Origin of the sequence: Massilia sp. CF038 (assembly GCF_900129765.1) — a bacterium.
GTDB lineage: Bacteria > Pseudomonadota > Gammaproteobacteria > Burkholderiales > Burkholderiaceae_D > Telluria_A.
Genome location: NZ_FQWU01000001.1, coordinates 105,638 through 130,826, shown reverse-complemented (window position 1 = coordinate 130,826; position 25,189 = coordinate 105,638). Strand labels below are relative to the sequence as shown.

Annotated in this window: 24 protein-coding genes; 4 read left to right on the top strand and 20 right to left on the bottom strand. The window is 62.7% G+C overall.

Annotated features, from left to right (window positions below; all coding sequences use genetic code 11):
* Window positions 1–100: 100 nt before the first annotated feature.
* The 4 genes from rfbD to rfbB are packed head-to-tail and all read right to left on the bottom strand — an operon-like array spanning window position 101 to window position 3,403.
* The gene (rfbD, locus tag BUC24_RS00595) at window positions 101–958 is read right to left on the bottom strand and encodes a dTDP-4-dehydrorhamnose reductase (protein WP_073212160.1); all 858 of its coding nucleotides are present in this window, start codon (window positions 956–958) and stop codon (window positions 101–103) included.
* Window positions 955–1,500 carry a dTDP-4-dehydrorhamnose 3,5-epimerase gene (gene rfbC, locus BUC24_RS00590; protein ID WP_373887964.1) on the bottom strand — a complete coding sequence of 182 codons (546 nt, stop codon included), beginning with the start codon at window positions 1,498–1,500 and terminating at the stop codon, window positions 955–957. The genes rfbD and rfbC overlap by 4 nt, the downstream gene beginning before the upstream one ends.
* Window positions 1,500–2,393, bottom strand: a complete 894-nt coding sequence (rfbA, locus tag BUC24_RS00585; protein ID WP_073212158.1) for a glucose-1-phosphate thymidylyltransferase RfbA — start codon at window positions 2,391–2,393, stop codon at window positions 1,500–1,502. Before rfbA ends, rfbC begins: the two co-directional genes overlap by 1 nt.
* Window positions 2,390–3,403, bottom strand: coding sequence for a dTDP-glucose 4,6-dehydratase (gene rfbB, locus BUC24_RS00580; RefSeq protein ID WP_073212157.1), 1,014 nt, complete (start codon window positions 3,401–3,403; stop codon window positions 2,390–2,392). The genes rfbA and rfbB overlap by 4 nt, the downstream gene beginning before the upstream one ends.
* A gap of 81 nt (window positions 3,404–3,484) precedes the next feature.
* On the opposite strand from rfbB, the gene BUC24_RS00575 reads away from it, so the two are divergent.
* Complete coding sequence (locus BUC24_RS00575; protein ID WP_073212156.1) at window positions 3,485–4,327, top strand: symmetrical bis(5'-nucleosyl)-tetraphosphatase; 843 nt, start codon at window positions 3,485–3,487, stop codon at window positions 4,325–4,327.
* Between the two features lie 139 nt (window positions 4,328–4,466).
* Here BUC24_RS00575 and BUC24_RS00570 read toward each other — a convergent pair whose 3' ends face one another.
* From BUC24_RS00570 to BUC24_RS00545, 6 genes are read right to left on the bottom strand one after another with little or no spacing between them, the layout of a single operon-like run.
* Window positions 4,467–5,195 carry a lysophospholipid acyltransferase family protein gene (locus tag BUC24_RS00570; RefSeq protein WP_073212155.1) on the bottom strand — a complete coding sequence of 243 codons (729 nt, stop codon included), beginning with the start codon at window positions 5,193–5,195 and terminating at the stop codon, window positions 4,467–4,469.
* Complete coding sequence (locus BUC24_RS00565) at window positions 5,192–6,502, bottom strand: dihydroorotase (protein ID WP_073212154.1); 1,311 nt, start codon at window positions 6,500–6,502, stop codon at window positions 5,192–5,194. Before BUC24_RS00565 ends, BUC24_RS00570 begins: the two co-directional genes overlap by 4 nt.
* On the bottom strand, window positions 6,499–7,464 hold the full coding sequence (locus BUC24_RS00560; RefSeq protein WP_073212153.1) for an aspartate carbamoyltransferase catalytic subunit: 966 nt from the start codon (window positions 7,462–7,464) through the stop codon (window positions 6,499–6,501). The genes BUC24_RS00565 and BUC24_RS00560 overlap by 4 nt, the downstream gene beginning before the upstream one ends.
* A gap of 14 nt (window positions 7,465–7,478) precedes the next feature.
* Complete coding sequence (gene pyrR, locus BUC24_RS00555; RefSeq protein ID WP_073212152.1) at window positions 7,479–7,985, bottom strand: bifunctional pyr operon transcriptional regulator/uracil phosphoribosyltransferase PyrR; 507 nt, start codon at window positions 7,983–7,985, stop codon at window positions 7,479–7,481.
* On the bottom strand, window positions 7,969–8,364 hold the full coding sequence (gene ruvX, locus BUC24_RS00550; protein ID WP_073214559.1) for a Holliday junction resolvase RuvX: 396 nt from the start codon (window positions 8,362–8,364) through the stop codon (window positions 7,969–7,971). The genes pyrR and ruvX overlap by 17 nt, the downstream gene beginning before the upstream one ends.
* A 23-nt stretch (window positions 8,365–8,387) precedes the next feature.
* Window positions 8,388–9,050: a YqgE/AlgH family protein gene (locus tag BUC24_RS00545; protein ID WP_073212151.1), complete on the bottom strand. Its 663-nt coding sequence runs from the start codon at window positions 9,048–9,050 to the stop codon at window positions 8,388–8,390.
* Between the two features lie 181 nt (window positions 9,051–9,231).
* Here BUC24_RS00545 and BUC24_RS00540 point away from each other — a divergent pair, with 181 nt between their 5' ends.
* The gene (locus tag BUC24_RS00540) at window positions 9,232–10,656 is read left to right on the top strand and encodes a cryptochrome/photolyase family protein (RefSeq protein ID WP_073212150.1); all 1,425 of its coding nucleotides are present in this window, start codon (window positions 9,232–9,234) and stop codon (window positions 10,654–10,656) included.
* A gap of 433 nt (window positions 10,657–11,089) precedes the next feature.
* On the opposite strand, the gene BUC24_RS00535 is transcribed toward BUC24_RS00540, so the two are convergent.
* The 6 genes from BUC24_RS00535 to BUC24_RS00510 all read right to left on the bottom strand — a co-directional run bounded on the left by BUC24_RS00535 (window position 11,090) and on the right by BUC24_RS00510 (window position 21,031).
* Window positions 11,090–16,948, bottom strand: coding sequence for a hybrid sensor histidine kinase/response regulator (locus tag BUC24_RS00535; protein WP_073212149.1), 5,859 nt, complete (start codon window positions 16,946–16,948; stop codon window positions 11,090–11,092).
* Window positions 16,949–16,981: 33 nt separating this feature from the next.
* Window positions 16,982–19,351, bottom strand: a complete 2,370-nt coding sequence (locus BUC24_RS00530; RefSeq protein WP_073212148.1) for a methyl-accepting chemotaxis protein — start codon at window positions 19,349–19,351, stop codon at window positions 16,982–16,984.
* A gap of 46 nt (window positions 19,352–19,397) precedes the next feature.
* A complete protein-coding gene (locus BUC24_RS00525) occupies window positions 19,398–19,934 on the bottom strand; it encodes a chemotaxis protein CheW (RefSeq protein ID WP_073212147.1) in 537 nt (178 codons plus the stop codon).
* A gap of 4 nt (window positions 19,935–19,938) precedes the next feature.
* Window positions 19,939–20,307, bottom strand: coding sequence for a response regulator transcription factor (locus tag BUC24_RS00520; RefSeq protein WP_018059706.1), 369 nt, complete (start codon window positions 20,305–20,307; stop codon window positions 19,939–19,941).
* A 14-nt stretch (window positions 20,308–20,321) separates the two neighbouring features.
* A complete protein-coding gene (locus tag BUC24_RS00515) occupies window positions 20,322–20,723 on the bottom strand; it encodes a response regulator (RefSeq protein WP_073214556.1) in 402 nt (133 codons plus the stop codon).
* A gap of 104 nt (window positions 20,724–20,827) precedes the next feature.
* Window positions 20,828–21,031 (bottom strand): rubredoxin, encoded by a 204-nt coding sequence (locus BUC24_RS00510; RefSeq protein ID WP_373887963.1) that lies wholly within the window; start codon window positions 21,029–21,031, stop codon window positions 20,828–20,830.
* 56 nt (window positions 21,032–21,087) lie between these two features.
* Here BUC24_RS00510 and BUC24_RS00505 point away from each other — a divergent pair, with 56 nt between their 5' ends.
* Entirely contained in the window at window positions 21,088–21,933 is an 846-nt protein-coding gene (locus tag BUC24_RS00505; protein ID WP_073212146.1) for a bifunctional hydroxymethylpyrimidine kinase/phosphomethylpyrimidine kinase, read from the top strand.
* Window positions 21,930–23,225, top strand: a complete 1,296-nt coding sequence (gene hemL, locus BUC24_RS00500) for a glutamate-1-semialdehyde 2,1-aminomutase (RefSeq protein WP_073212145.1) — start codon at window positions 21,930–21,932, stop codon at window positions 23,223–23,225. Before BUC24_RS00505 ends, hemL begins: the two co-directional genes overlap by 4 nt.
* Window positions 23,226–23,303: 78 nt before the next feature.
* Here hemL and BUC24_RS00495 read toward each other — a convergent pair whose 3' ends face one another.
* From BUC24_RS00495 to BUC24_RS00480, 4 genes are read right to left on the bottom strand one after another with little or no spacing between them, the layout of a single operon-like run.
* Window positions 23,304–23,786 carry a hypothetical protein gene (locus BUC24_RS00495; protein WP_073212144.1) on the bottom strand — a complete coding sequence of 161 codons (483 nt, stop codon included), beginning with the start codon at window positions 23,784–23,786 and terminating at the stop codon, window positions 23,304–23,306.
* Window positions 23,787–23,839: 53 nt separating this feature from the next.
* Entirely contained in the window at window positions 23,840–24,307 is a 468-nt protein-coding gene (locus BUC24_RS00490) for a hypothetical protein (protein ID WP_073212143.1), read from the bottom strand.
* On the bottom strand, window positions 24,304–24,672 hold the full coding sequence (locus BUC24_RS00485; RefSeq protein ID WP_073212142.1) for a hypothetical protein: 369 nt from the start codon (window positions 24,670–24,672) through the stop codon (window positions 24,304–24,306). Before BUC24_RS00485 ends, BUC24_RS00490 begins: the two co-directional genes overlap by 4 nt.
* A complete protein-coding gene (locus BUC24_RS00480; RefSeq protein WP_073212141.1) occupies window positions 24,669–25,145 on the bottom strand; it encodes a hypothetical protein in 477 nt (158 codons plus the stop codon). The genes BUC24_RS00485 and BUC24_RS00480 overlap by 4 nt, the downstream gene beginning before the upstream one ends.
* Window positions 25,146–25,189 lie beyond the last annotated feature (44 nt).

Below are 25,189 nucleotides of genomic sequence, written 5' to 3'. Positions count from 1 at the left end.
GACGAATTAGCGCAGTATGCGCAAAATTACAGGGTCGACCGCCCATACGGCAGGCGAAACTCCTGAATATTGATGTCGCTCAAACATATATAGCATCGATTTAAGCCAGACACAATGCGAGCGCTTTATCCCAGGCCGGAATGGGGCCAAAGCGGCCGATCAGCTTATCGCAATTAAGTACGGAATGGGCAGGACGCTGGGCTGCCTGCGGATAGGCCGCACGCGCAATCGCCTGCGGCGCGCAGGCGATGTTGCTATGAGCAAAGATTGCCTCGGCAAAGCCATGCCAGCTGGTTTGTCCCTGGCAGGCCAGGTGGTACAGACCGCTGTTGGCCTCCCACCACGGGTGGCCGCCTGCCGCGGCCAACGCCAGCATCTGCGCGGTGGTGTCCGCCACGGTGCGGCACCAGGTGGGCGCGCCCTGCTGGTCGGCCACCACACGCAGCGGCCCACCGGCCCGGCCCAGGCGCAGCATGGTTTGCAAAAAATTCTGCCCGCGCATGCCGTACAGCCAGCTGGTACGCACAATCAGGTGGGCGATCCCGGCCGCGGCCACCGCCTGCTCCCCTGCCAGCTTGCTCTGTCCATACACATTGAGGGGGTGGGGCCGGTCTGTTTCGACATACGGGCCGGGCTTGGCACCGTCAAACACGTAATCGGTGGAGAAATGCACCATGGCCGCGCCCAGCGCCCGCGCTTCCTCTGCCAGCACCGCTGGCGCATCGGCATTGATGCGGTAGGCCAGCGCCGGCGCGGCTTCGGCCTGGTCCACCGCGGTATAGGCAGCGGCGTTGACAATGAGCGTGGGGCGCAGCGCCCGCACGGTGGCGCGCACCTGGTCCAGGTCGTTCAGATCGAGGCGCGCGCGCGGCAGCGCCAGCACCTCGCCGCGCGCCTGGAGACTGCGTTCGAGTTCATAGCCAAGCTGGCCAATGGGCCCGGTCAGCAAAATTCTCACGGGAAGGCCTCGGCCTCGGCCAGCAGCACGCCCTGGTTGTCCTTGCTGGAGAGCATGGGAACACCGCTGATCGGCCACTCGATCGCCAGCGCCGGATCGTTCCAGCGTATGACCCGCTCATCCTCGGGCGACCAGTAATCGGTGGTGCTGTACAGGCATTCGGCATAGTCGCTCGTGACCACAAACCCGTGCGCGAAGCCAGGTGGAATCCAGAGCTGGCGGCGATTGTCGGCCGACAGTTCGAGGCCGATCCAGCGGCCGAAAAATGGCGACGAACGGCGCATGTCGACCACCACATCAAAGATCGCGCCCGCCACCACGCGTACCAGCTTGCCCTGGGGTCGGCGCACCTGATAATGCAAGCCACGCAACACATGGCGCGCCGAGCGCGAATGGTTTTCCTGGACAAAGTGCAGCGCCAGCCCGGTGAGCTGTTCGAAGCGGCGCGCATTGAAGCTCTCGAAAAAAAAGCCGCGCTCGTCGCCGAACACCTGGGGTTCGACAATCAGCACTTCCGGCAAGGCGGTGGGGGTGACTTTCATCAGAATACCTGCTCTTCCAGTACCCGCAGCAGGTACTTGCCATAACTGGTGGCCGCCAGCGGCTGCGCCAGGCTGGCCAGTTGGGCCGCACTGATGAAGCCCTGGCGGAACGCGATTTCCTCGGGCACCCCGACCTTGAATGCCTGGCGCTTTTCGAGGGTGGCGATGAACTGCGAGGCGTCAAGCAGCGACTCGGGCGTGCCGGTGTCGAGCCAGGCCATGCCGCGCCCCAGCACTTCTACCTGCAACTGTCCGGCCTCGAGATAGGCGCGGTTGACATCGGAAATTTCCAGTTCACCGCGCGCGGACGGCTGCATACCGCTGGCGATCGAACCGGCCTGGCCATCGTAGAAATACAGGCCAGTCACCGCGTAGTGCGAGCGTGGCTGGCGCGGCTTTTCTTCAATCGAGACAGCGCGCCCGCCAGGGCCGAATTCAATCACGCCATAGCGCTCCGGGTCGCTCACATGGTAGGCGAACACGGTGGCGCCGGCGGTACGTGCCGCTGCCTGCTGCAGTTTCTGCTCAAGACCGTCACCGTAGTAGATATTGTCGCCCAGGATCAGTGCGCAAGGCTGGCCCGCCAGGAAGGCGCTGCCGATCAGGAAGGCCTGGGCAATGCCTTCTGGCGCCGCCTGCACTGCATACTGCAGCGTGATACCCCACTGGCTGCCATCGCCCAGCAGCTCGCGAAAGCGCGGCGTGTCCTGCGGTGTTGAGATGACGAGAATGTCGCGAATCCCGGCCAGCATCAGCGTGGTCAGGGGATAGTAAATCATTGGCTTGTCATGCACGGGCAAGAGCTGCTTGGAGACCACCGTGGTCATCGGGTACAGACGCATGCCGGAGCCGCCGGCGAGGATGATGCCCTTGCGGATGCGGGGCGCAGTCATGATGCGGCCTTTGTCGTGAACTCTGGTTGGGCAAGATACCACTGGACGGTTTTCATCAGACCGGCACCAAACGGCACGGCCGGTTTCCAGCCCAGCTCGCGCATCAGCTTGCCGGCGTCGAGCGCGTAGCGGCGGTCGTGTCCGGGCCGGTCAGTGACATGGGCAACCAAGTCATGCGCACTGCCTGGCTGGGGCGCCAGCTCGTCGAGGAGGTCGCACAGAGCATGGACCAGTTCGAGGTTGCTCATCTCGCAGGCCGCGCCAATATTGTAGGTCTCACCTGGCTGGCCGGCGCCCAGCACCATGCGCAAGGCGGCGCAATGGTCGCCCACGTACAGCCAGTCGCGCACCTGCAGGCCATCGCCATACACGGGCAGCGCGCGGCCGGCGCGGGCGTTGGCAATCATCAGCGGAATGAGCTTTTCGGGGAACTGGCGCGGCCCGTAATTGTTCGAGCAATGGGTGATCAGGGTCGGCAAGCCATAGGTATGGTGGCTGGCGCGCACCAGGTGGTCGGCAGCCGCTTTTGACGCAGCATACGGGCTGTTGGGCGCGTATGCCGACTGCTCGGTAAACGGCGCGTCCTGCGCTGCCAGCGTGCCATACACCTCGTCGGTGGAGACGTGCAGAAAACGAAACGCTGCGCGCGCATCGCGTTCCAGGGTGGCCCAGTAAGCGCGGGCCGCTTCCAGCAAAGTAAAGGTACCGTTGATATTGGTGGTGATGAATTCTCCCGGCTCGGCAATCGAGCGGTCGACATGGCTTTCGGCGGCAAAATGGACGATCGCGCGCGGCTGGTACTGCGCCAGCAGCGATGCGACCAGGGCGTCGTCGCGGATGTCGCCATGCACGAAGATGTGGCGCGCGTCGCCAGCGACAGGCGCCAGGTTGGACAGCTTGCCGGCGTAGGTCAGGCGGTCGAGGTTGAGCACCGGCTCGTCGCAGCCGGACAGCCAGTCCAGGATGAAGTTGGCGCCAATGAAGCCCGCGCCGCCCGTTACAAAAATCATGAGCGATCCTGCTTGAATGTGGAGGCCAGCTGCAATTTTATGTGAAACTGGCGGATTGATAGCATTTTAAGCTGCCTGCCGATGAAAACCTACGCAATTGGAGACCTGCAGGGCTGTGCCCACGAAGCGCAGGTTCTGCTCAACCGCATCACCGAGGACGCGCCCGGCCCGGCCCGGATCGTGTTTGTGGGCGATTTGATCAACCGCGGCCCGGCATCGCTGGATGCGCTGCGCCGGGTGATGGCACTGTCGATCGACAGCGGCGGGCGCGTCGACGCGCTGCTGGGCAATCACGATCTGCATTTGCTGGCAGTGGCCTGCGGCGCCCAGCAGCGTTCGCGTTCCGACACGCTGGACGAGATTCTCGCGGCACCCGACTGCGATGCCTTGATTGCCTGGCTGCGCCACCGGCCCATGGCGATCATGGCGGCCGGCCACCTGCTGGTGCACGCCGGTGTGCTGCCGCAGTGGGATGCGGCCAAAGTCATGGCGCTGGCGGCCGAAGTGGAAGCGGCCTTGCGCGGCCCGGACTGGGTGGCGTTTCTGGCTCAGATGTATGGCAACACGCCGGACCGCTGGGATGAATCATTGACTGGCATAGCGCGCCTGCGCTGCATCGTCAACGCGCTCACCCGCATGCGTTTGTGCACGGCCGACGGCGTGATGGACTTCAAGGAGAAGGAAAGCGCGCACGCGCCCGCGGGCTCGAATCTGATGCCCTGGTTCGAGGTGCCCGGCCGCCTGACGCAAGGCCAGGGCATCGTGTTCGGGCACTGGTCGGCGCGCGGACTGGTGCTGCAGGATGGTGTGATTGGCCTGGACAGCGGCTGTGTATGGGGCGGCAAACTGAGCGCCGTGTGCCTGGATGACCGCACGCTGCTGGAGGTCGATTGTCCGGAATATCAAAAGCCGGGCAAGGGATAAGGACCGAAATAGGGAAAGGGCAAACTACAAAACCCGACATCGCCCTCGCGAAGGTGCCGGCGCATGCGCCGGCCCCATAGCACGTTCCCGAAGTCGTTCAGCACGCTATGGGTCCCCGCCTTCGCGAGGACGATGTGGGTTAGGTCAGCGCTGCGGCAATCGCATCATGCGCCGCTTTTGCCACATCGCGCCGATGGGCGTTAGCCGCCGCAATCGGCGCCAGGCAGGTCAGGCGTGCCTTGATCGGCCCACCGCCAAGTACAGTCATCATGCTCTGTACAAAGGTCCGCTCCCCGACATACTCCACATTCGGATGAAACGCCCCCGCCCCATCCACATAGCGCAGCGCATACGGCTGCACCGCCACCCCGGCATCCACCGCGGCCTCGAACAAATTGGCATGAAACGGCAGCACCTGCCCCTGCAAGGCCGTGGTCCCCTCCGGGAAAAACGCCACCCGCTCGCCCGCCTGCAAGGCTTGCACCATGCCCTTGAAGATGTTGCGCAGCTCGCGCCGGTTACCGCGCGCGATGAAGACGGTACCCGCCTTGTCCACCAGCCAGCCCAGCACCGGCCAGGCGCGGATTTCCGACTTGGCGACGAAGCGGCAGGGATACAAGGCATTGATGACGAAGATGTCCAGCCAGGACACGTGGTTGGAGACGATCATGGCGTGTGCCAGCGCCGCGCTGCCTTCGGCCTGGTCCAGCTGCACGCCGCAGATGCCCAGCAGGTCGCGCGACCAGCGCGCGGTAACGCGCGCGCGCAGCCCGGCACCGGCCCACGGGAAAATCAGCGCGCAGACGGCCAGGCCGCCAATCAGATGCAGGATGACCCTGCTCACGCGATAAGCGAGGCGTGGCTTCAAGCGCTGCGCTGCCAGGCCACCTGGCCCGCCACGATGGTGGCGCGCACCTGCCCTGCCACCTCGAAGCCGAGGAAGGGCGTGTGCTTGCCCTGGCTGGCCAGTGCCGCCGCTTCCACCGTCCAGCGTGCCTGCGGGTCGAACAGCACCACGTCAGCCACCGCACCGGGCGCCAGCGAGCCGGCGGCCAGGCCAGCCACGCGGGCCGCGTCGCAAGTCACCTTGGCCAGCGCCCGTGCCAGCGGCGCCGCTGCGCCCTGGCCCGCCGCCTGATTGGCCGCGTACTCGTCTGCCCACTTGATGGTCAGCGCCAGCAGCAGTTCCAGGCCGGTTGCGCCAGGCGAGGCTTCGCCGAAGGGCAGCAGCTTTTCATCGTCGTCGACCGGGGTGTGGTCGGAACAGATGGCGTCAACGGTGCCGTCAAACAGCGCCGCACGAATCGCATCGCGGTCGCGCTGACTGCGAAATGGCGGCGTGACCCGGGCGTTCGAATCGAAGAAGCCGATATCGGCGTCGGTCATGTGCACATGGTGCACGCCCACGTCGCAGGTCACGGGCAAGCCTTCCTTTTTTGCCGCGCGCACCAGTTCCAGCCCGGCCGCTGACGACATGCGGCACAGGTGCACGCGCGCGCCGGTGGCACGCACCAGCTCGAACAGCGTGTGCAGCGCGATGGTCTCGGACATGACGGGCACGCCAGACAAGCCCAGACGCGACGCCAGCGGGCCGCTGTGGGCAATGCCGCCGCGCCCGATGTGCGCATCTTGCGGCCGCACCCAGACGGTGTAGCCGAAGGTCTTAGCGTACTGCAGCGCGCGCAGCAGCACGTTGGTATCGGTGATAGGTTGCTCGGCCTGCGAAAAACCGATGCAGCCTGCTTCGGTCAGCTCCGCCATTTCGGTGAGCGACTCGCCTTTCAAGCCGGTGGTCAGGGCGCCCAGCGGGTGCACGTGCGCCTGCTGCAGCTTGCCGGCGCGGTGCTTGAGCATTTCGACCAGGCCCGGTTCATCGAGCACCGGGTCGGTGTCGGGCGGGCACACCAGCGAAGTGACGCCGCCCTGCATGGCGGCCTGCATCTCGGATTTGAGCGTCGCCTTGTATTCGTAGCCCGGCTCGCGCAGGCGGGCCGACAGATCGACCAGGCCAGGCGCCACCACCAGGCCGCGCGCATCGATGCTGCGTGCGGCCTCGAAGCCGGCTGGCGCACTGCCCAGGGCAGCGATCTTGCCGTCGGCGATAAACAAGTCTTGTACGGCGTCGATGCCGTTGGCGGGATCGATCACGCGCCCGTTCTTGATATGTAGTTTCATCCTTGCGTCCCTGCCACAATGCTCATTACCGCCATGCGTACCGCAATCCCGAATGTCACTTGCGGCAAAATCACCGCCTGCGCACCATCGGCCACGGCCGAATCAATTTCCACGCCCCGGTTCATCGGTCCCGGGTGCATGACGATTGCGTCCGGCTTGGCCAGCGCCAGGCGTTCGGGCGTGAGGCCGTAGTTCTTGAAGTATTCCTGGGCCGACGGCAGCAATGCCCCACCCATACGTTCGTTCTGCAGGCGCAGCATGATGATCACGTCCACGCCCTTCAAGCCTTCGTCCATGTTGGTGAATACGCGCACGCCCATTTGTTCCAGCCCGCCCGGCAGCAGCGTGTGCGGCCCGATCGCGCGCACTTCCGGCACGCCCAGCGTGGTCAGGGCGTGGATGTCCGAGCGCGCCACGCGGCTGTGCAGGATGTCGCCCACGATAGCCACCGTCAGGTTGGTGAAGTCCTTTTTGTAATGGCGGATGGTGTACATGTCCAGCAAGCCCTGGGTCGGGTGCGCGTGACGGCCGTCGCCCGCATTGATCACATGGACGTGCGACTGTTTGGTGTCGATCAGGTGCTTGGCGATCAGGTAGGGCGCGCCCGACTGCGAGTGGCGCACCACGAACATATCGGCGTGCATGGCTGACAGGTTGTCGATGGTGTCGAGCAGCGACTCACCCTTGCTGGCCGACGAAGCCTGGATGTTCAGGTTGATCACGTCGGCCGACAGGCGCTTGGAGGCGATTTCAAAGGTGGTGCGGGTGCGCGTCGAGTTCTCGAAGAACAGGTTGAACACGCTCTTGCCGCGCATGAGCGGCACCTTTTTCACTTCACGGTCGGAGATGCCGACAAAGCTCGAGGCGGTATCGAGTATGTGGTTGACGATCGATTTCGGCAGCCCTTCGATCGACAGCAGGTGCTGCAGCTCGCCGTGTTTATTGAGTTGCGGATTGAGCATGGTGGGGTCTGTTCTTATTCTATCGTTAGCGTGAATTGTCCATCCTGGGCCCGCGCCAGGACCAACGACTGATCTGACTCGAGCGCGGCATGGGTGGCGACGAAGTCGGCTGCCACCGGCAGCTCGCGCCCGCCGCGGTCGGCCAGGGCCGCAAGCATGATGCGCGCCGGGCGCCCAAAGTCGAACAGCACATTGATGGCCGCGCGCGTGGTGCGCCCTGTGGCCAGCACATCGTCCACCAGCACCACGTTGGCACGGTCGACGTTAAAGCCGATGTTGGTCGGCTTGACGTCCGGGTGCAGCCCTTTTTTGGCGTAATCGTCGCGGTAGAACGAAACGTCGATGAAGCCGAGCCGCTGCTGCAGGCCCAGGTCGCGCGCCAGCCGTTCGGCCAGCCAGGCGCCGCCCGAATGGATGCCCACGATGGCCGCGTCGGGCACACCGGCCAGGCCGCTGCGCACCTGGCCCAGCAGCACCTGGTAAAGCGCTTCGGCGTCGAAGTTCTTAGTTGTTGTTGGCATGGTCGTCAAAGTATTGTTGCAAAATAATGGCAGCGGCTTTCGCGTCGATGATTTCGCCGCGGCGCGACGTAATCACGGCCGAGGAATAGCGCTCGTCGACCAGGTGCACCGGCAAATTGAAGCGCCCGTGCAGCTGATTGGCAAAGCGGCGGCAGCGCAGCGTCATCTCGTGCTCGGCGCCGTCCGGATGCAGCGGTTCGCCGACCACCAGGCACGCGGGGCGCCACTGTGCGATCAGGTCGCCAATCTGCTTGAAACGGGCGGCGTTGTCGATGGCCTTGACCACCTCGAGCGGCTGGGCCTGCCCGGTCAGGGTATTGCCCATCGCAATGCCAATGCGCTTGATGCCGAAATCAAATCCAAAAACGATGTCAACCACGGGTGCGGCCAATCGACACACCACTACGCATGGCCAGCCTCGGAAGCCAGCATCATCGGGTCGATGCCAAGCAGTTTGATGGCCGCGTTGTAGCGCTCCTCGATGGGCAGATCGAACAGCACGTGCGGATCGGCGCCCACGGTCAGCCAGCCATTGCGGCCGATTTCGTCTTCCAGCTGGCCGGGGCTCCAGCCGGCGTAGCCGATCGACACCAGCAGGCGCGAGGGACCGGTGCCGTTGGCTACCGCTTCGAGCACGTCAATCGAGGTGGTAAACGCCACCTCCGAGGTGACCGTCAGCGAGGAGGAATACGGGGTGCCTGGCGTGTGCAGGACGAAGCCGCGGTCATCCTGGACCGGGCCGCCAAACATGATGGGTTCGTTGACGACTTCGCTGTGCAAGCCGTCGGACACCGTCAGGTCGATGCGCTCGAACAGGATTTCCATGGTCATGTCGGTGGGCTTGTTGATGACCACGCCCAGCACGCCCTTGTCGTTATGCTCGCAGATATAGACGACGGTGCCGCCGAAAATCGGGTCCTGCATGGACGGCATGGCAATCAGAAAATGGTTGGCCAGGTTCAGGCCGGAGGACGAGGTCGACGTCATGCTGTCGGCAAATCGGCCCGATTCATCTTCGGCCATGCCCGGCATGGGTGGCGTTTTCCCGATCTTGCTTTTCTTCATATGCGTCACTTTCTGTTCCTCGATGCAGGAGGTTTGCTGCTAGTATCCCGCCTACAACAACGGGCTTTTCGATAGTTTACACTGAATTGGGGCCGTTACCCACTGCGAGCGCCATTGCGGACCGGTCTGATAGCGATGTTAGACAGGCTGAAACGGCCTCATCTTGACCTTGAACACGCCTATGACACTGAATAAATCGCTGGTCTGGTTCCGGCGCGACCTGCGCGCGTTTGACCATGCTGCACTGCATCACGCACTAACGTCGTCGAACAGCGTGTATTGCGCCTTCATCTACGATACCGACATTCTCGACAGCTTGCCCAGGGCGGACCGGCGCGTGCAGTTCATCCATGACAGCCTGGCCGAGCTCGATGCCGAGCTGCGCGCCATGGGCGGCTACCTGATCGTGCGCCATGCCAGTGCCCACGAAGCAATTCCAGCGCTTGCCGCAGAGCTTGGCGTGGACGCCGTGTTCGTTAACGGCGACTATGAGCCGCAGGCGATCGCGCGCGATGCCGCTGTCGCGCAGGTGCTGGAAGCCGACGGGCGCAGCCTGTTCAGCTTCAAGGATCAGGTGATTTTCGAAAAGAGCGAAGTGCTGACCTTGCAGGGGCAAATTTTCTCCGTCTTCACGCCGTACAAGAATGCCTGGCTCAAGCGCCTGGCGGCCGAGCCGCAGGCGCTTGACGCTTTTCCGGTCGAGCCACACGCTGCCAAGTTCGCCGCGGCCCCGGCCGATGCGCGCCTGCTTACGCTGGCCGAGATCGGCTTCGAGCCAGCCAGCGTGCCCCTGGCGGCGGGCATGTCGGGCGCCGCAGCCCTGTTCGAAGACTTCCTGCCGCGCGCGCCCGCCTACGATGAGGCGCGCAACTATCCGGCCGTGAAAGGGCCATCCTACCTGTCGGTGCACCTGCGCTTTGGCACGCTCTCGATCCGCCATCTGGTGCGCACCATGCAGGCGCTGATCGGCAATGGCGGCGGTGGCGCCGGCGCGCCGGTGTGGCTGTCGGAACTGATCTGGCGCGACTTTTACGCCATGATCCTGTTCCACCATCCGCGTGTGACCGAGCGTGCATTCAAGCCGGCTTACGATGCCATTGAATGGGAAGCGGGTCCGGAGGCGGAAGAACTGTTTGCCGCCTGGTGCGAAGGCCGCACCGGCTATCCGCTGGTGGATGCGGCCATGCTGCAGCTGAACCAGACTGGCTACATGCATAACCGCCTGCGCATGGTGGCGGCCTGTTTCCTGATCAAGGACCTGGGGATTGACTGGCGCTGGGGCGAGCAGTATTTTGCGCTGCTGCTCAATGACTTTGACCTGTCATCGAACAATGGCGGTTGGCAGTGGGCCTCGTCCTCCGGCTGCGATGCCCAGCCCTACTTCCGGATATTTAACCCGATCACCCAGTCGGAAAAATTTGATGCCAAGGGCAAGTTCATTCGCAAGTATCTGCCGCAGCTGGCCAAGCTGAGCGACAAGGAAATTCACGCGCCGTGGCTGGCGGCGACCAGGGTGGCCAACTACCCGGCCCCGATTGTGATGCACGACGAAGCACGCAAAAAAACCCTCGAGCGCTACGCGGTAGTAAAGGTCCAAGCCGCATAAGCACTACATCGCTTTCGCGGTAGCCGCTTCGCCAGCACATCGCCCTCGCGAAGGCGGGCTCGCATGCGAGCCCCCCATACCACTTCACCGGATTCGGATGCGTGGTATGGGTCCCCGCCTTCGCGAGGACGATGTTTGGTGGCCAACTACCCGGCCCCGATTGTGATGCACGACGAAGCGCGAAAAAAACCCTCGAGCGCTACGCGGTAGTAAAGGTCCAAGCCGCATAACCACTACATCGCTTTCGCGGTAGCCGCTTCGCCAGCACATCGCCCTCGCGAAGGCGGGGGCCTATACCACGCATCCGAATTCGGTAACATGGTATAGGGGGCTCGCATGCGAGCCCGCCTTCGCGAGGACGATGTGCTTGGTTTTTTTGGCACCAAAAAAAACGCCTCGCAATGCGAGGCGTTTTCACTTGGCCGTTCAGCCCTTAATGCGCAACCGGCATTTCCCGGTTCAGCAAGCCCGAAATGGCGGCCAGCAGCATGTCTTCCTGGAACGGCTTACCGAAGTAGGCATTCACACCAAGATCGAGCGCATAGTTGCGGTGCTTGTCCGCCGTACGCGAGGTGATCATGATGATCGGCACACCCTGGGTGCTTTCGTTGCCGCGAATGTTGCGGGTCAAGTCGAAGCCATCCATACGCGGCATTTCGATGTCGACCAGCATCAGATCGGGCACGGTTTCCTGCAAGCGCTCCAGCGCATCCACGCCGTCCTTGGCCAGCATGACCTGGTAGCCTTCGCGTTCCAGCAGACGCTGGGTCACTTTGCGCACGGTCAGCGAATCGTCGACCACCATCACCACATAGTCGCGGGCCCGGGTTTCCTGCTGTACCACGGCGGCGGCAGCAACTGCTGCAGCCGGTTTCATCTGCGGATGCAGATCGATGTGGTGCGACAGGGCCACCGGATTGAGAATCAGGACGATGTCGCCCGAACCCATCACCGTGGCGCCGGCAATGCCGATCATGCGCGACAGCTGCGGGCCGATGTTTTTAATGACGACCTCGCGGTTGCCTTCAATCGTGTCGACCTGCACTGCCAGACGGTCGGTACCGTGCTTGAGCACCAGCACCGGGCAGGAACGCTGCACCAGTGGGTTGGTCTCGGTATCGCCCAGCAGGGTTGGCAGGAAGTGCACGCCCACCTTCTGGCCCTGGAATTCGATGAAGCCGGCTTCGCGTGCCCGGTTCATTTCGGCTTCCTTGATCTGCAATACCTGTTCCACCAGGATCGATGGCACCGCATGGGTCTTGGTACCGCTGGTAATCAAGACGACCTGCGTGACCGACAGCGTCAGCGGCAGATTGATGGTGAACTGTGCGCCCTTGCCGCTCTGGGTGGCAATGCTCACGCGTCCGCCCAGGGCAGTCGCTTCGGAACGCACCACGTCCATCCCGACGCCGCGGCCGGCCAGTTCGGTCAGCGCATCGGCGGTCGAGAAGCCTGGTTCGAAAATCAGGTCGGCCGTTTCGCTGTCGGTGATGACTGCTTTCGGGTCGAGCAAGCCATTTTCGATCGCCTTGGCGCGGATACGCTCCAGATTCAGACCGGCGCCATCGTCGGTGAACTGAATCACCACTTCGTTACCCTGCTGGCTCACTTGCACCAGCAATTCGCCGATATCGCTCTTGCCGTTGGCATTGCGCTTGTCGCGCGTTTCGATACCGTGCACGATCGAGTTACGCAGCAAGTGCTCGAACGGCGCGGCCATCTGCTCCAGCACCGAACGGTCGATCTCGACGCCGCCACCGCGAATATCCAGGTTGACCCGTTTGTCGATTTCTTTGGCGGTTTGACGCGCCACGCGGAACAGACGCTCCGACAAGCTCTGGAACGGCACCATCCGCACCCGCATCAGATCGCGCTGCAAATCGCGCGTCAGACGGGTCTGGACGGTCAAGTCGTCGGTTGCCGATTCGACCGTGCGGGTCAGGCTTTCGTGGAACGACGCAACGTCGTTCACCGATTCGGCCATCATCCGGGTCAATTCCTGCAGACGGGTAAAGCGGTCGAACTCGAGCGGATCGAATTCGCGTTCGCTGGAAATCGACATGCGCGACGAGATCTGCGATTCGGCCTGCATTTCCACTTCGCGCAGCTGACGGCGCAGACGACCCAAGTTTTCCGAGAAGTCGTTGAGCGAGGAACGCAGCGTCGACACCTGGTTATCCAGTTTCGAACGCGTGATCGACACTTCACCAGCCTGGTTGACCAGACGGTCAAGAATGTCGGCACGGACCCGCACCAGCGGCGTACGGGCCTGGGTGGCGGCAGCGTCGTCACCAGCGGCCGCAGGTGCAGCACCTGGCAGCGCCACGGCGGCAGCGTCGGTTGGCGATTGCAGCTGTTCAAACAGCAGCAAGGCGTGATCGTAGTTGGCCAGCAGTTCGTCGAACGCCGCTGGCGTCGAGGTCCCGGCGTGGACCATGTTTTCGATCTGGCTTTCGATTTCGTGCGTGTGCTGACCGAGGCGCATTGCACCGGCCATCCGCGCCGAACCTTTGACCGTGTGCAGAATACGCAGCAAGCCCTTGGCCAGCGCAGTGTCGGCCGGGTTGGACTGCCACTTGCGCAGACCATTGCCCAGTTCCGGCAGCAAGTCGGTTGCTTCTTCCAGGAACACCGGCAGCAAGTCGGCGTCAAGGTCATCGCCAAACGGAATGGCGGCAACCGCATTTTGCACGGCGTTGTCCGACAGTGCCGATTCGATGGCGGCCACTTCGGCTGCCATGGCAACCGATTCAGGAATCGAAATCAGTTCCGGCACCAGGACCGGTGAGCTGTCTTCCTCTTCCAGCGTCACGTCAGCTTCGGCCTCGACCGGCTCGGCCACGACTGCTGCAACCAGCTCTTCCGGCTCGTCAGCGAGGTCGTCGAGCACAGGGTCGGCAGCGTCGATCGGCAGATCGATTGCTTCCGGCGCCACCACTTCAGGTTCTGCGACTGCAGCTTCTTCAACTGCTGGTTCTGCTGCTTCTGGCTCTGCAGCTTCCGCCACGACCGGGGTCTCTTCCACCACCGGCGCTGCTTCCACAATGCTGTCGAGCGTTTCGACGAACAGCGGATCAAGCGCTGCCACTTCGTCGGCGCTGATGGCTGAGCTCTCGGCGCCGACATACACCGCCGATTCACGTTCCACCAGGCGTTCGCGCAGCGTGTTCAGACGCGCGACCAGCTCCGGATTCGACGGTGCGATTTCACCCAGGGCAAAGCCTTGCAACATGGCGCGTGCGCACTCGACGGCTTCGTCAAGCAGGTCGCGTTCGGCTGCGTCCAGCACTGGTGCCGGCGTGTCGAGTGCCATTTCCAGCGCATGCGCGATTTCGCACACGGCCGAGAAGCCAACCGTGGCCGAGGTGCCAGCCAGGGTGTGGGCCGCCTTGATCGCTTCGGGCGAGACGCCGCGATGCGTTTCATGGCGCCACTCGCCGAAGTCCTGGGCCAGCAGGCGCACCAGTTCATCGGTTTCAGCCAGATAGATGTTATACAGCGGCAGCGGGATTTCAAGGTCGCCCACGCGCTTGGTATTGTCGTCGGCAGCGTCGCTGCGGCTACCCGGGAATTCGATGACATTGTCCGGCACCAGCTTGAGCAGCTCCGGTTCGGTCATCTCGATCACTTCGTCGACCACGACTTCGTCTGCCGGTGCCTCGGCGCTGATTTCCAGCGGCAGTTCAGGCGTGACATCGGCTGGTGCATCGGCCAGTACATCCATTGGCAGATCCAGCGCCAGCGCATCGATCGTCTCTTCGACTTGCGGTGCGTCGTTCAGTTCCGGCAGCGACAAGTCAGGCAGCGACAGGCCCGGCAGCGACAATGCGTCCATGCCGGCAGGGGCGGCCACTTCGTCCAACGGCGCGGCATCGTCCGGCACGGCCAGGGCCGTGATTTCTTCCTCGTCCGGCAGTGCCAGCGCGGTGATGGCTTCTTCCTGCACGTCGGCCGGCGCTTGCACCGGCACCTCGGCCATTGGGGCGGCCGGTGCAACGGCTGCTGCCGCTTCCATCGTGAATGGCGCGCCTTCCAGCATGCGGGTGGCGCTCGCCACCAGCGCATCGCTGCTGCGCGGCGAACTGCCGGTCGATGCCAGTTCGTTGACCCAGGCGGTCATGTCGACGGCAGCCCAGTCCAGCAAGGCCAGCAAGTCCGGCGTGGCCGAACGGCCTTCGGACAACCACAGGTTCATGACTTTTTCGACCAGGGCTGCGCCCTCGCCGAAATTGTTCAAGCCCACCATGCGGCCCGACCCTTTGAGGGTGTGGAAGGCACGGCGCACCACGGTGATGGTTTCCTGGTTGGACGGCTCGGCCTTCAGTTTCGGCAGCGTCGCAGTCACCAGCTCCAGCACTTCCTGGGCTTCCATGATGAAGATTTCCAGCAGCTCGGCTTCGACTTCGCCTTCCACCGGCATTGGTGGCGCGGTCGGTACGGCAGGTGCGGCTGGCGCGGCAACCGGGGCCGCGCTGTCGACGAATTCGAGCGGCGCTTCCTGCACTGGCTCGATTGCCACCGGCGCGACTTCTTCGATCACCGGTTCCTGTTCGAACACGGCTTCGCCGCTTGGCTTTTCAAACGGTACTTCGCGCAGCATGCCTTCTTCGCGGTCGAACGAGAAGCGGTCCTTGGCGGCCTCGAAATTCTTGGCCAGCATGTCGACGAAGAAGCCCAGCGCGCCAATATTCTGGGCGATGTTCTGCAGCGACGCTGCTTCCAGTTCCGGATCACCTTCGGCCGCGGCCAGTGCGCGCACGGCTTCTTTGACGTGCAAGGCAGCGCGCATGGCGTCTTCCTGGTCCAGGATCGCAACGGCGCCTTGCAACTGGTGCAGAACCGGATCGATCTGGGTCAGGGTTGGCCGCTTGGAGCCGTCCGCATAATAATCATCGAGGACTTTTTCAACCTGGCGCAGGCCATTTTTCATTTCGGCAGCCAGCACGGCCACCGTGTGATCCTGCTGGATCTGGCGCGACAGGTCGCCCTGCCACTGCGGTGCGTCCGGCGGGGTCTGGCCGGCGGCCAGCGCCAGCAGACGCGCGCCCACCACTTCGGCGTGCGAATCGAAATCGTCCGGCAATTGGCGGATCTGGTCCAGGCCATGCTCGACAAACAGCAAGGCGGTGGCCATCTCGAGCGAGAATTGCGGATTGCGCCCGGCCGCTTGCGAGTCGCGCGTGGCACGCACGATTTCGCCAGCCAGGCGAATCAGCGCAGGGGAACCGAGCTTTTCGCTGGCGGCAGCCATGCTGCCCACCAGTTCGCCAAATTCGGCTTCCAGCGCAGGATCGGTTTCCGACGACAGCTTGTCCCAGGACGCGCTGGCATGGGCCAGGGCATCCTTGGCAGCTTTGAGCGCGTGCGCGTCAATGCGGCCATAGCGTTTTTTCTGGTAGTCGCTCGGCACCACGTCGTTGACGCGGTAGGCCGCGCGCAGTGCTTGCGCGGTGGGCGACGGGTTGGGCGCGGCGGCAATGAAGAACAGCGCATCGCGCATCATCATTTCCGGCAGACTGCCCTCGCCTTGCGACAGGCGGCGAATCTGCAGGTTGATCAGGCCGAACAACTGCTTGACGAACAAATTGCTGCCCAGCTGGCCCTTGGCAACCAGCTCGGCGAAACTTTGCATGGCCACCCAGAAGGTGCGCGCAGGCGCTTCCTTCTGACCAGCCGCGATCAGGGCAATGGCCTCCTGCATGGTGGAGGCGGTCGCCTGCTGCGAGACCGGATCGGTACTCTTGAGGAAAGGCAGCAAGGCTTTTTCAAAACGGCCACGGCAGGCAGCGTAATCGGCTGCCACCGGCGCGGCTGCGTGCTGCGGCAAGGTGACCGCCAGCGACAGATCGGGGAAGAACAGGTCGGCCGGATGAATCCGCGCCGCGCCCAGTTGTTCCTGCAAGTCGCGGTAATACGGGAACAGGCGGGCCGGTTGCTGCGGCGCGCCAGAAAGCAGTTCTTCGAGGTATTCAATTACGGCGGTATAGACGGCGCCGACCAGCTGCGCGTGCTCGCTCGTGCATTCGAGCAAGCCATCGCGGAAGCGGTCCAGCGCTGCCTCGGCAGCCTGGGTCATGACGCCGACACCGTCGACGTCGACCATCTGCAAGGCGCCATGGGCCTGGTGCAAGTACGCTTTCGCATGCTTGAGGGAATCTGCCTGGGCATCACCCGCCAGGGCCGTGGCGTCGTTCAGCGCTGCGCCGGACCGGCCCAGCGCTTCGCGGATTTCGCCCATGACCCAGCCGAGCGGCCCAGTGTCAAATTGGGGCGCGTGCGAAAAATCAGTCATCGTTTTATTACCTTACTTTAAACGGCCTCGACCTTAGGCAACCACGCGGAATCGCGACACCGAGTTCTTCAGTTCTTGTGCCAGCAAGGTCAGCTGACGAATCGAGCTCGCCGTCTGCTGCGTACCGTCCTGCGTGCTCTCGGTGACCGACAAGATGTGCTGAATGTTGTGTGCGACGCCGTTAGCGGACGTTGCCTGCAGTTCCGTTGCGAAGGAAATACCCTGAATCAGTTCCGCCAGTCGGTTCGACACGCGCGAAATTTCGTTCAGTGCGGCACCCGCAGCATCGGACAGCTTGGCACCCTCAACCACACCCTGGGTCGATTTTTCCATAGCGGCCACGGCATCGTGGGTATCGGTCTGAATGGTACGCACCAGCGCGCCGATCTGTTTTGCCGCGCCAGCCGAACGTTCCGCCAGGCGCTGCACCTCTTCCGCAACCACCGAGAAGCCGCGACCTGCTTCACCAGCCGATGCAGCCTGAATTGCCGCGTTCAGCGCCAGTACGTTGGTCTGTTCGGTAATGTCGGAAATCAGTTCGGTAATTTCACCAATCTCCTGGGACGATTCACCCAGTCGCTTGATTCGTTTCGAGGTTTCCTGGATCTGCTCGCGAATTTCGTGCATACCCTTGATCGCGTTTTCCACCGCGGTCGAACCCTGGTGCGCCGCCGCCACCGACTGGCGCGCAACTTCTGCGGACTCGTTGGCTGACTTCGACACATCGGTAATTTCGCTTGCCATCTTCAGAACCGTCTCGGACGCATCCTGAATCTCGCGCGACTGTTGTTCGGTTGCTGCCAGCAGGTCGGTCGAAATGTTTTGTGCGTTGGTCGACGCCGACGTTACCTGCTCGGCCGTGGTGGTGACGCGCTCTACCAGACCGCGCAACTCTTCCACCGTGTAGTTCACCGAGTCGGCAATCGCGCCGGTGATGTCTTCCGACACCGTTGCGTGCACGGTCAAGTCACCGTCCGCCACTTCTTGCAGTTCGTTCATCAGGCGCAAAATAGCGGCCTGATTCTGGTCGTTGGTGGCTTTCGCTTCTTCTTCCTTGGTTTGCGCCAGTTGACGCATTGCATCTGCTTCCTGACGACGGCCTTCCGCAGCGCGGGCGCGGGTACGGGAATCTTGCAGCATGACTTTTGCGATACTTGCACCGACCAGGGCGGTGAACAGGGCCGACAGGGCCATCAGCCAGAACCACACACCAGCCGAATCCTGCTCTTCGCGGAAGGTGGTTTGCACGGTGGTCAGCAGCTTTTTAACTTCTTCGTTTTCATAGAAAATCGACAGTTCGGCGCCCTTGGCGGCCGTGAATTTTGGCAGGTTGTCCAGAATCGAGGTGACCAGCTTCTGGTAGGTGTCAAACTTGTTCTTGATTTCGGTCAGCAGTTCGCGCAGTTCCGGGTCTTTCACGGCATTCAACTGCATCGTGTCGTTGCCGCTCAGGAAGCCTTCAATCGTGGTGCGGAAGGTGGTGGTATCGCGGCCCAGCTGGAACGCGGTTTCCGGACGAATACCGCCCGAGGTCAGGAATTCCGAGGCGCTGCGCGACAGACGCTGGGTCAGCATGGTCAGACGGCCGATGGCAGCCAGTTCACGCGGGGTCGCGCCTTTTTGCACTTTCTGGTTCAGCAGTTCTTCCGTCATCGACAGCAGTTCTGGCGACAGGGTATCGAGCTGCTTCAGGGTCTTTTCAAAGCCCGTCAGTTCCGGCTTCATTTTCAAGATGGTGCCAGCGGCGTTGTCGGTGCTGGTCCACTTGGTTTTTGCATTGACCAGCATCTTGGTCATGCTCGCCGGTGGCGATGGGATGACCGAGCCAGAGAATTCGCCGCCGCGCATCAGCAGATTCAAGTCCTTGTTCAGCAAGGCACGGCTCTCTTCGAGCTGGGTGAACGCTTCCACGTTACCCTGAATCGCGTTAGGCGCCGCTTTACCGATACGCTGGGAGTGCATCAGTGCATCCGATGCAATCTGGGTCTGGTCGGACGACGTGGCATTGTTTGCCGCGTTGCGCCACAGGGCAAACACGGTCACCAGGATGCCCACACCGAATACCATGAACAGGATACGCAGCTGGCGTGGCAGCGACAGGTGGCCAATGAACGGCAACTCCATCTCGCCGCCGGCGTCGTCAGGAACGACGTTGCCGCCCTTGCCTGCGCCCATCAGCGAACCCAGGCCCAGCGGGCTGGCGCTCTCTTCCGGCGCCGACTCGGTACCCGGTCCGCCAATGTCGAGCAGCGGCGCATGCGCCGCTTCCTCGTGCTTCGGCGGCTCGCCGATCACTTCGGTCAACTCTGGACCAAATTCGGTGTCGGGGGCAGCCAGCACGCCCAAACTATCGTCACCGCCCTTTGGGCCAAAGCCCAACGAACTTTTCCAAGCAAATCCCATTACAGCTCCCAATCCCTAAGGTATCAATGACCACTTTTATCGTGGTTTAAAATCCGATGTGCAAAAACCGTGCATCGCTCACCAGCGCAGCGAGGTCCAGCGGCGCCCACTCATTGGCGTCGGCGTCGCGCAGCCGGTCACCAGAAACCTCCATGCCGGCTGCATGACGCAAGCCGTACACGCGCGAGACCAGCAAACCGCAGTTGAAACCGAGGCCGTTGGCAAAAGTAATAATCCGGCTGTCCGAACCAGCCGGGGTGTCCGTATTCTGTGAATAGCGGCCCAGGTCGATCACGCTGATCAAGTTACCGCGAATATTGGCCAGCCCCAGATACCAGGGCTGGGTCAGCGGTACCACCGTGATGGACGGCACCGGGACAATTTCACCCACCTGGGTCAGGTCGAGCAGGAAGCGTTCGCCCCCGATCATCACTCCCAGCTGGTTGACGCGTGCCCCGGCGTTGTTACGCGCCGCCTGCATGCGTTCGAGCAGCTGCACCTGGTATTGGCGCAAACGGGTACGACGGCCAGCTCCATCGGAGGTGACCGTCGTCTCGGGCGCAGATTTGACAGCGGCGCTCATGGCATCAAACGTTCAGTGCGGCGATTTTCGCCAGCAGCAGTTCCGGATCGACTGGCTTGACCAGGTAATCGCGCGCACCCTGGCGCAGACCCCAGACGCGGTCGGTTTCCTGGTTCTTGCTGCTGCAAATGATGATGGGCACGTCCGCCAGGTCCGGGTCCTTGGCGATCGAGCGGGTCACCTGGAAGCCATTGGCGCCGGGCATGACCACGTCCATCAGGATCAGGTGCGGTTTTTCCGCCTTGATCTTGAGGAAGGCTTCTTCGCCATTTTCGGCGGTGGTGACGGTAAAACCGTTTTTGACCAGAATGTCGGTCAAGTAGTAACGCTCGGTAGGGGAGTCGTCGACGATAAGAATTTTGGTAATGGCCACGTGGCTCTCCTGGATTATTTGGACATCGCTTCTGCTGTGTGCTCACGCACGGCGGCCAGCAGACTATCTTTACTAAACGGTTTGGTCAGGTAAGCCGAGGAGCCGACCATGGCGCCGCGCGCCCGGTCGAACAGCCCGTCCTTGGACGACAGCATCACCACCGGCGTCGTGTGAAACTTGGCACTCTTCTTGATCAGGGCGCAGGTCTGGTACCCGTCCAGACGCGGCATCAAGATGTCGCAAAAGACCAGCGACGGATGATGGTCATTGATCTTGGCTAAGGCGTCGAAGCCATCGTCGGCCAGCACGACCTGGTAACCTGCCTGCGTGAGAAAAATCTCGGCAGAGCGGCGAATCGTGCTGCTGTCATCGATGACCATGATTTTCAAGACTGTCGGTTGGGTCGTCATTGTCATATTCAGTTTACCTGGCGTAAGGATGAACGATACCATAGGGCAAGCCCCTTGTGCGATATCTGTTGCATTCGTTCAACTAATGTATTAAAAACGCCGCGTTCCAATTAGATAACTGTCATCTCGAAGTCATCCTTGCGGGCGCCACATTCGGGGCAAGTCCAGTTCATCGGCACATCTTGCCAGCGGGTACCGGGGGCGATGCCTTCGTCGGGCAAACCGGCCGCTTCTTCGTAGACCCAGCCGCAAATCAGGCACATCCAGGTCAAAAACGGGGCTTGCGGGGCACCGCTGGTTTCATTGCTGCTCACGTTGGGGGTCCTTGTATCTAGTAAAATGCCGAATCAGGTATCTTAATCGACCGGCCGTGCAAAACCAAACTTCTCCCCCTGTTTCCCCTCTTATTCTGACCTTTGGTGTCTCCGATCCGCTCGGCGCGTCGGGCATCCAGTCCGACCTGGCCGCGTTTGCCGCCCTGGGCTGCCATGGCTTGTCGGTGACCACCGGATTGTTAATTGGCGACAGCGCACGCGTCGAAGACAGCCAGGAAATCGATGCCGACTGGCTGGTCGACCAGGCCCGTCTGCTGCTCGAAGACATGACCGTGGCCGCCTTCAAGGTGGGCACCCTGACCAGTATCGAGCAAGCCAGCGCGATTGCTGAAATCGTGTCCGACTACCCGGATGTGCCCCTGATCCTCGACCCTTTCCTGTCCAGGCTGCCCGATTCCGGCCTGGCCGACGACGACATGCTGATGGCCCTGCGCCAGATTCTGGTCCCGCAAAGCACGGTGCTGCTGCTGTCCCAGGTGGAACTGGCGCGCATGGCTGAAACCTGGCGCGAAGGCGGGGCCGACATGGTTGACGCCGACGTGGCCGAGCTGACCGGCATGGGCTGCGAACTGGTGCTGCTCACCTGCACTGGCGCGGCCGGCAGCGGCGCCAGCGCGCGCCGCTCCAACACCCTGTACGACGCCGACGGCATTGTCGCCACCTACGACTGGCAGCATCTGGCCGGCCCCTTCGTTGGTGCCGGCAGCACCATGTCCGGCGCCCTCGCCGCTTACCTGGCACAAGGCGCCGCCCCCGAAGACGCGGTAGCCAGCGCCCAGGCGTTCACGGCCGGCGCCCTGGCCCACGCCCAGCGTTTTGGCATGGGCAAGCTGGTCCCCAACAAATTTTTCGGCCACACTTTCCACGGAACCGCATCATGAGCAATTCTGAAATCTCCCGCAACGACAGCCTGTTTACGCGCGCCCAGATCACCACCCCGGGCGGTGTCAATTCGCCCGTGCGCGCCTTCAAATCGGTGGGCGGCACGCCGCGCTTCATCACGCGCGCCGAAGGCCCCTACTTCTGGGATGCGGACGGCAAGCGCTACATTGATTACATCGGTTCCTGGGGCCCGGCCATTGTCGGCCACGCCCACCCGGCCGTGGTCAAGGCGGTGCAGGACGCGGCCGCGCGCGGCCTGTCGTTTGGCGCCCCGACCGAAGGCGAAGTGCTGATGGCCGAAGAAATTTGCCGTCTGGTGCCGTCGATCGAGCAAGTGCGCCTGGTCTCGTCGGGCACCGAAGCGACCATGAGCGCGCTGCGCCTGGCGCGTGGCGCCACCGGACGCGACAAGATCATCAAGTTCGAAGGCTGCTACCACGGCCACGCCGACTCCCTGCTGGTCAAGGCTGGCAGCGGCTTGCTCACCTTCGGCAACCCCACCTCGGCCGGCGTGCCGGAAGACTTCGTCAAGCACACCCTGGTGCTGGACTATAACAATGTGGCCCAGCTGGAAGACGCCTTTGCCTCCATGGGCGACACCATTGCCTGCGTGATCGTGGAACCGGTGGCTGGCAATATGAATCTCATCAAAGCCACGCCGGAATTCCTGCGCGCCATGCGCGCCCTGTGCACCCAGCACGGCGCGGTGCTCATTTTCGACGAAGTCATGTGCGGCTTCCGCGTCGGCCTCAGTGGCGCCCAGGCGCTGTACGACATCGTGCCCGACCTGACCGCGCTGGGCAAAGTCATTGGCGGCGGCATGCCGGTGGCGGCCTTTGGTGGCCGGGCCGAGCTGATGCAGCACATGGCGCCGGTGGGCGCGGTCTACCAGGCTGGCACCCTGTCCGGCAACCCGGTGGCGGTGGCTGCCGGCATGACCACGCTGGGCCTGATCCAGCAGCCTGGTTTCTATGAACAGCTAAGCGCGCAGACGGCCAAGCTGGCCACTGGCCTGGCCGCCGCCGCCAAGGAAGCGGGCGTGACCTTCTGCGCCGACGCGGTCGGCGGCATGTTCGGTATCTACTTCAGTGAACAAGTACCGACCAGTTACGCCGAAATGATGGCCGGCGACAAAACCCGCTTCAATGCCTTCTTCCACGGCATGCTGGACGAAGGGGTGTACTTTGCCCCGGCCGCCTTCGAGGCAGGGTTCGTGTCGGCCCAGCACGACGACGCCGTGATCGAAGAAACGATCGCTGCCGCGCGCCGTGTGTTTGCTCGTTTGAAATAGCCAATAGCGGCCTTGCAAGACAGTTGCAAGGCCGTTATGCGTGCAGTTTGTTCAAGCAAAGCAGGGCCGCCCGATTGCTCATTTAGCATTCTTTTGACTGGCACGCCGGCGCTGCCCGCCCTGCGCAGATTGCTCGAGCCAGTCCAGCAAGGGCCGATTGAACGAGTAGCGGACATGGCCAATGCTGCCAGTGCGGCCGTCGCCGGCCAGGTAAATGGACAAAATCGGGCGCGCCGCGCCGCGCGGGTAGAATTTCAGCGCCCAGCGCACATCGTCCTCCGCCGCAAGATCAAATGCGCTCAGTTCGGTCGCAGCAAGGGCGTCGGCCAGGGTCAGTGCCCGTGGATCGCGCTCAAATTGTTGCAACACCAGTTTGCGGAAAAAAAGCCGCTCCAGGACAGCCGGTGTAATTGCATTGCGCGAGCCAGCCTGCGGATCCATCCACAGGATCTCCAGACGACCGATCTGCTGCCGGCGCAATTTGTCTGGCAGACTGCGCAAGTTGGCGTGATGGAATGAACGGTGCGCACCGCCGGCCAGCGCCAGCCGGTGTGTCAGCAAGCCTAGTATTCCAGCGAGAATCTGACGTCGTTGTCGCATCGCGCCCGCCCCGCTTACGCGGCGAGAAAGTGTTCGCGCAGATAGGCCAGGCGGCTGCCCAAGGCCCGCGCATTGTCCTGCGTGGGCGCCACGTTCACGGGGATCAGGTCGGCCACCGACGCACCTTGCCCGGCTGCGTCGGCCCAGGCCTGCATCAAGTCCACATAAGTTGCCAGCGCCTGTGCCGGGTCCGTGCTGCCGCCTTCCAGCACCAGGTAGGCGGGCGGAAGATCGCCGCTGATCACCCATAGCAGGGCATCGCCGGGATCGGCAGCGTTTTCAATTTCAAACAGGAATACGGCGAACAGGCCACCGACACCCATGCCAAAATGGCGCGACCGAATCGCTTTGCACCAGCGAAAACCGGACATGAAACCGGTCGCGTCTTCCAGCAAGGCGCGCAGCAAGCGCGTATCTTCCTCTTCATCGCCCTGCATCTGAATAACAGGCACGACGCCATATTGTTGCAGCGTTAAGCTCATTGTTTTTCCGAGGTCCCCACGATGATCGTTCGGGCGCGGACATCCAGGTAACCGTCAGCAAAAAACAGCTTCAGGACCGCGCGTCGCGGGCGCGTTTCCAAACGCCCATTGATGATATTGCCCGCCCTTGCATGGTCCAGCAGGGCCAGGAAATCCAGCGAACATGTCATCGATGTCACACCAAGGCAGGACAGCGTCACCGGCACGCGCGCCTGGGCCTGGTCGGTCGGATACAGTTCGCATTGCACATCGATGGCGCCGCTGGCGCCCACGGTCATGCTCACCAGCCTGCCGTCATGCCAGTACGGGGCGTCGGTGTTGCGCGTATCGCCATGCGCACCAGTGTCGGTCGCCTGGAATGTCATTCGTATCTGCGCAAATCGAAGTGGAACAGCTTGCGGTCAACCCGCCGCAGCGTGAAGGTAGCCGGTGCCGTGAAACCCAGCGCATCGCCCCAGTACGCGTGCGATGCGGTCAGCTCGAGTTGCGACTTCGACTGGATGACCTCGGGCAGCTGAACCGCCTTGATTTGCCTGCCGTCACGGAAGAAGCGCGCCAGGACAAGATCGTTGGGCGGGTTCTGCGGAATCAGGTTGGCGCCGTCGTAAAGGGCCGCGAAATAATGCCCATCGTCGCTCACATAGCCGTAACGGACCTGTTCCTTGATCGACCATAGCACCTTGCCACGCTTGATCGCCCTGCTGCCGCCGCTGCTTGCCGCCACCACCTTGACCGTCTTGTCGGCGCTGTACACAGGCGCATTGCGTTGACCGCGGAAGGCATCGGCCAACACCGCGCCGTGCGACAGAGACAAAACAAGCAGGAGCAGTGCTTTCATTGAAAATCCCCGCACGCAGGCGCATTGCAAAAAGCAGGCAAGGC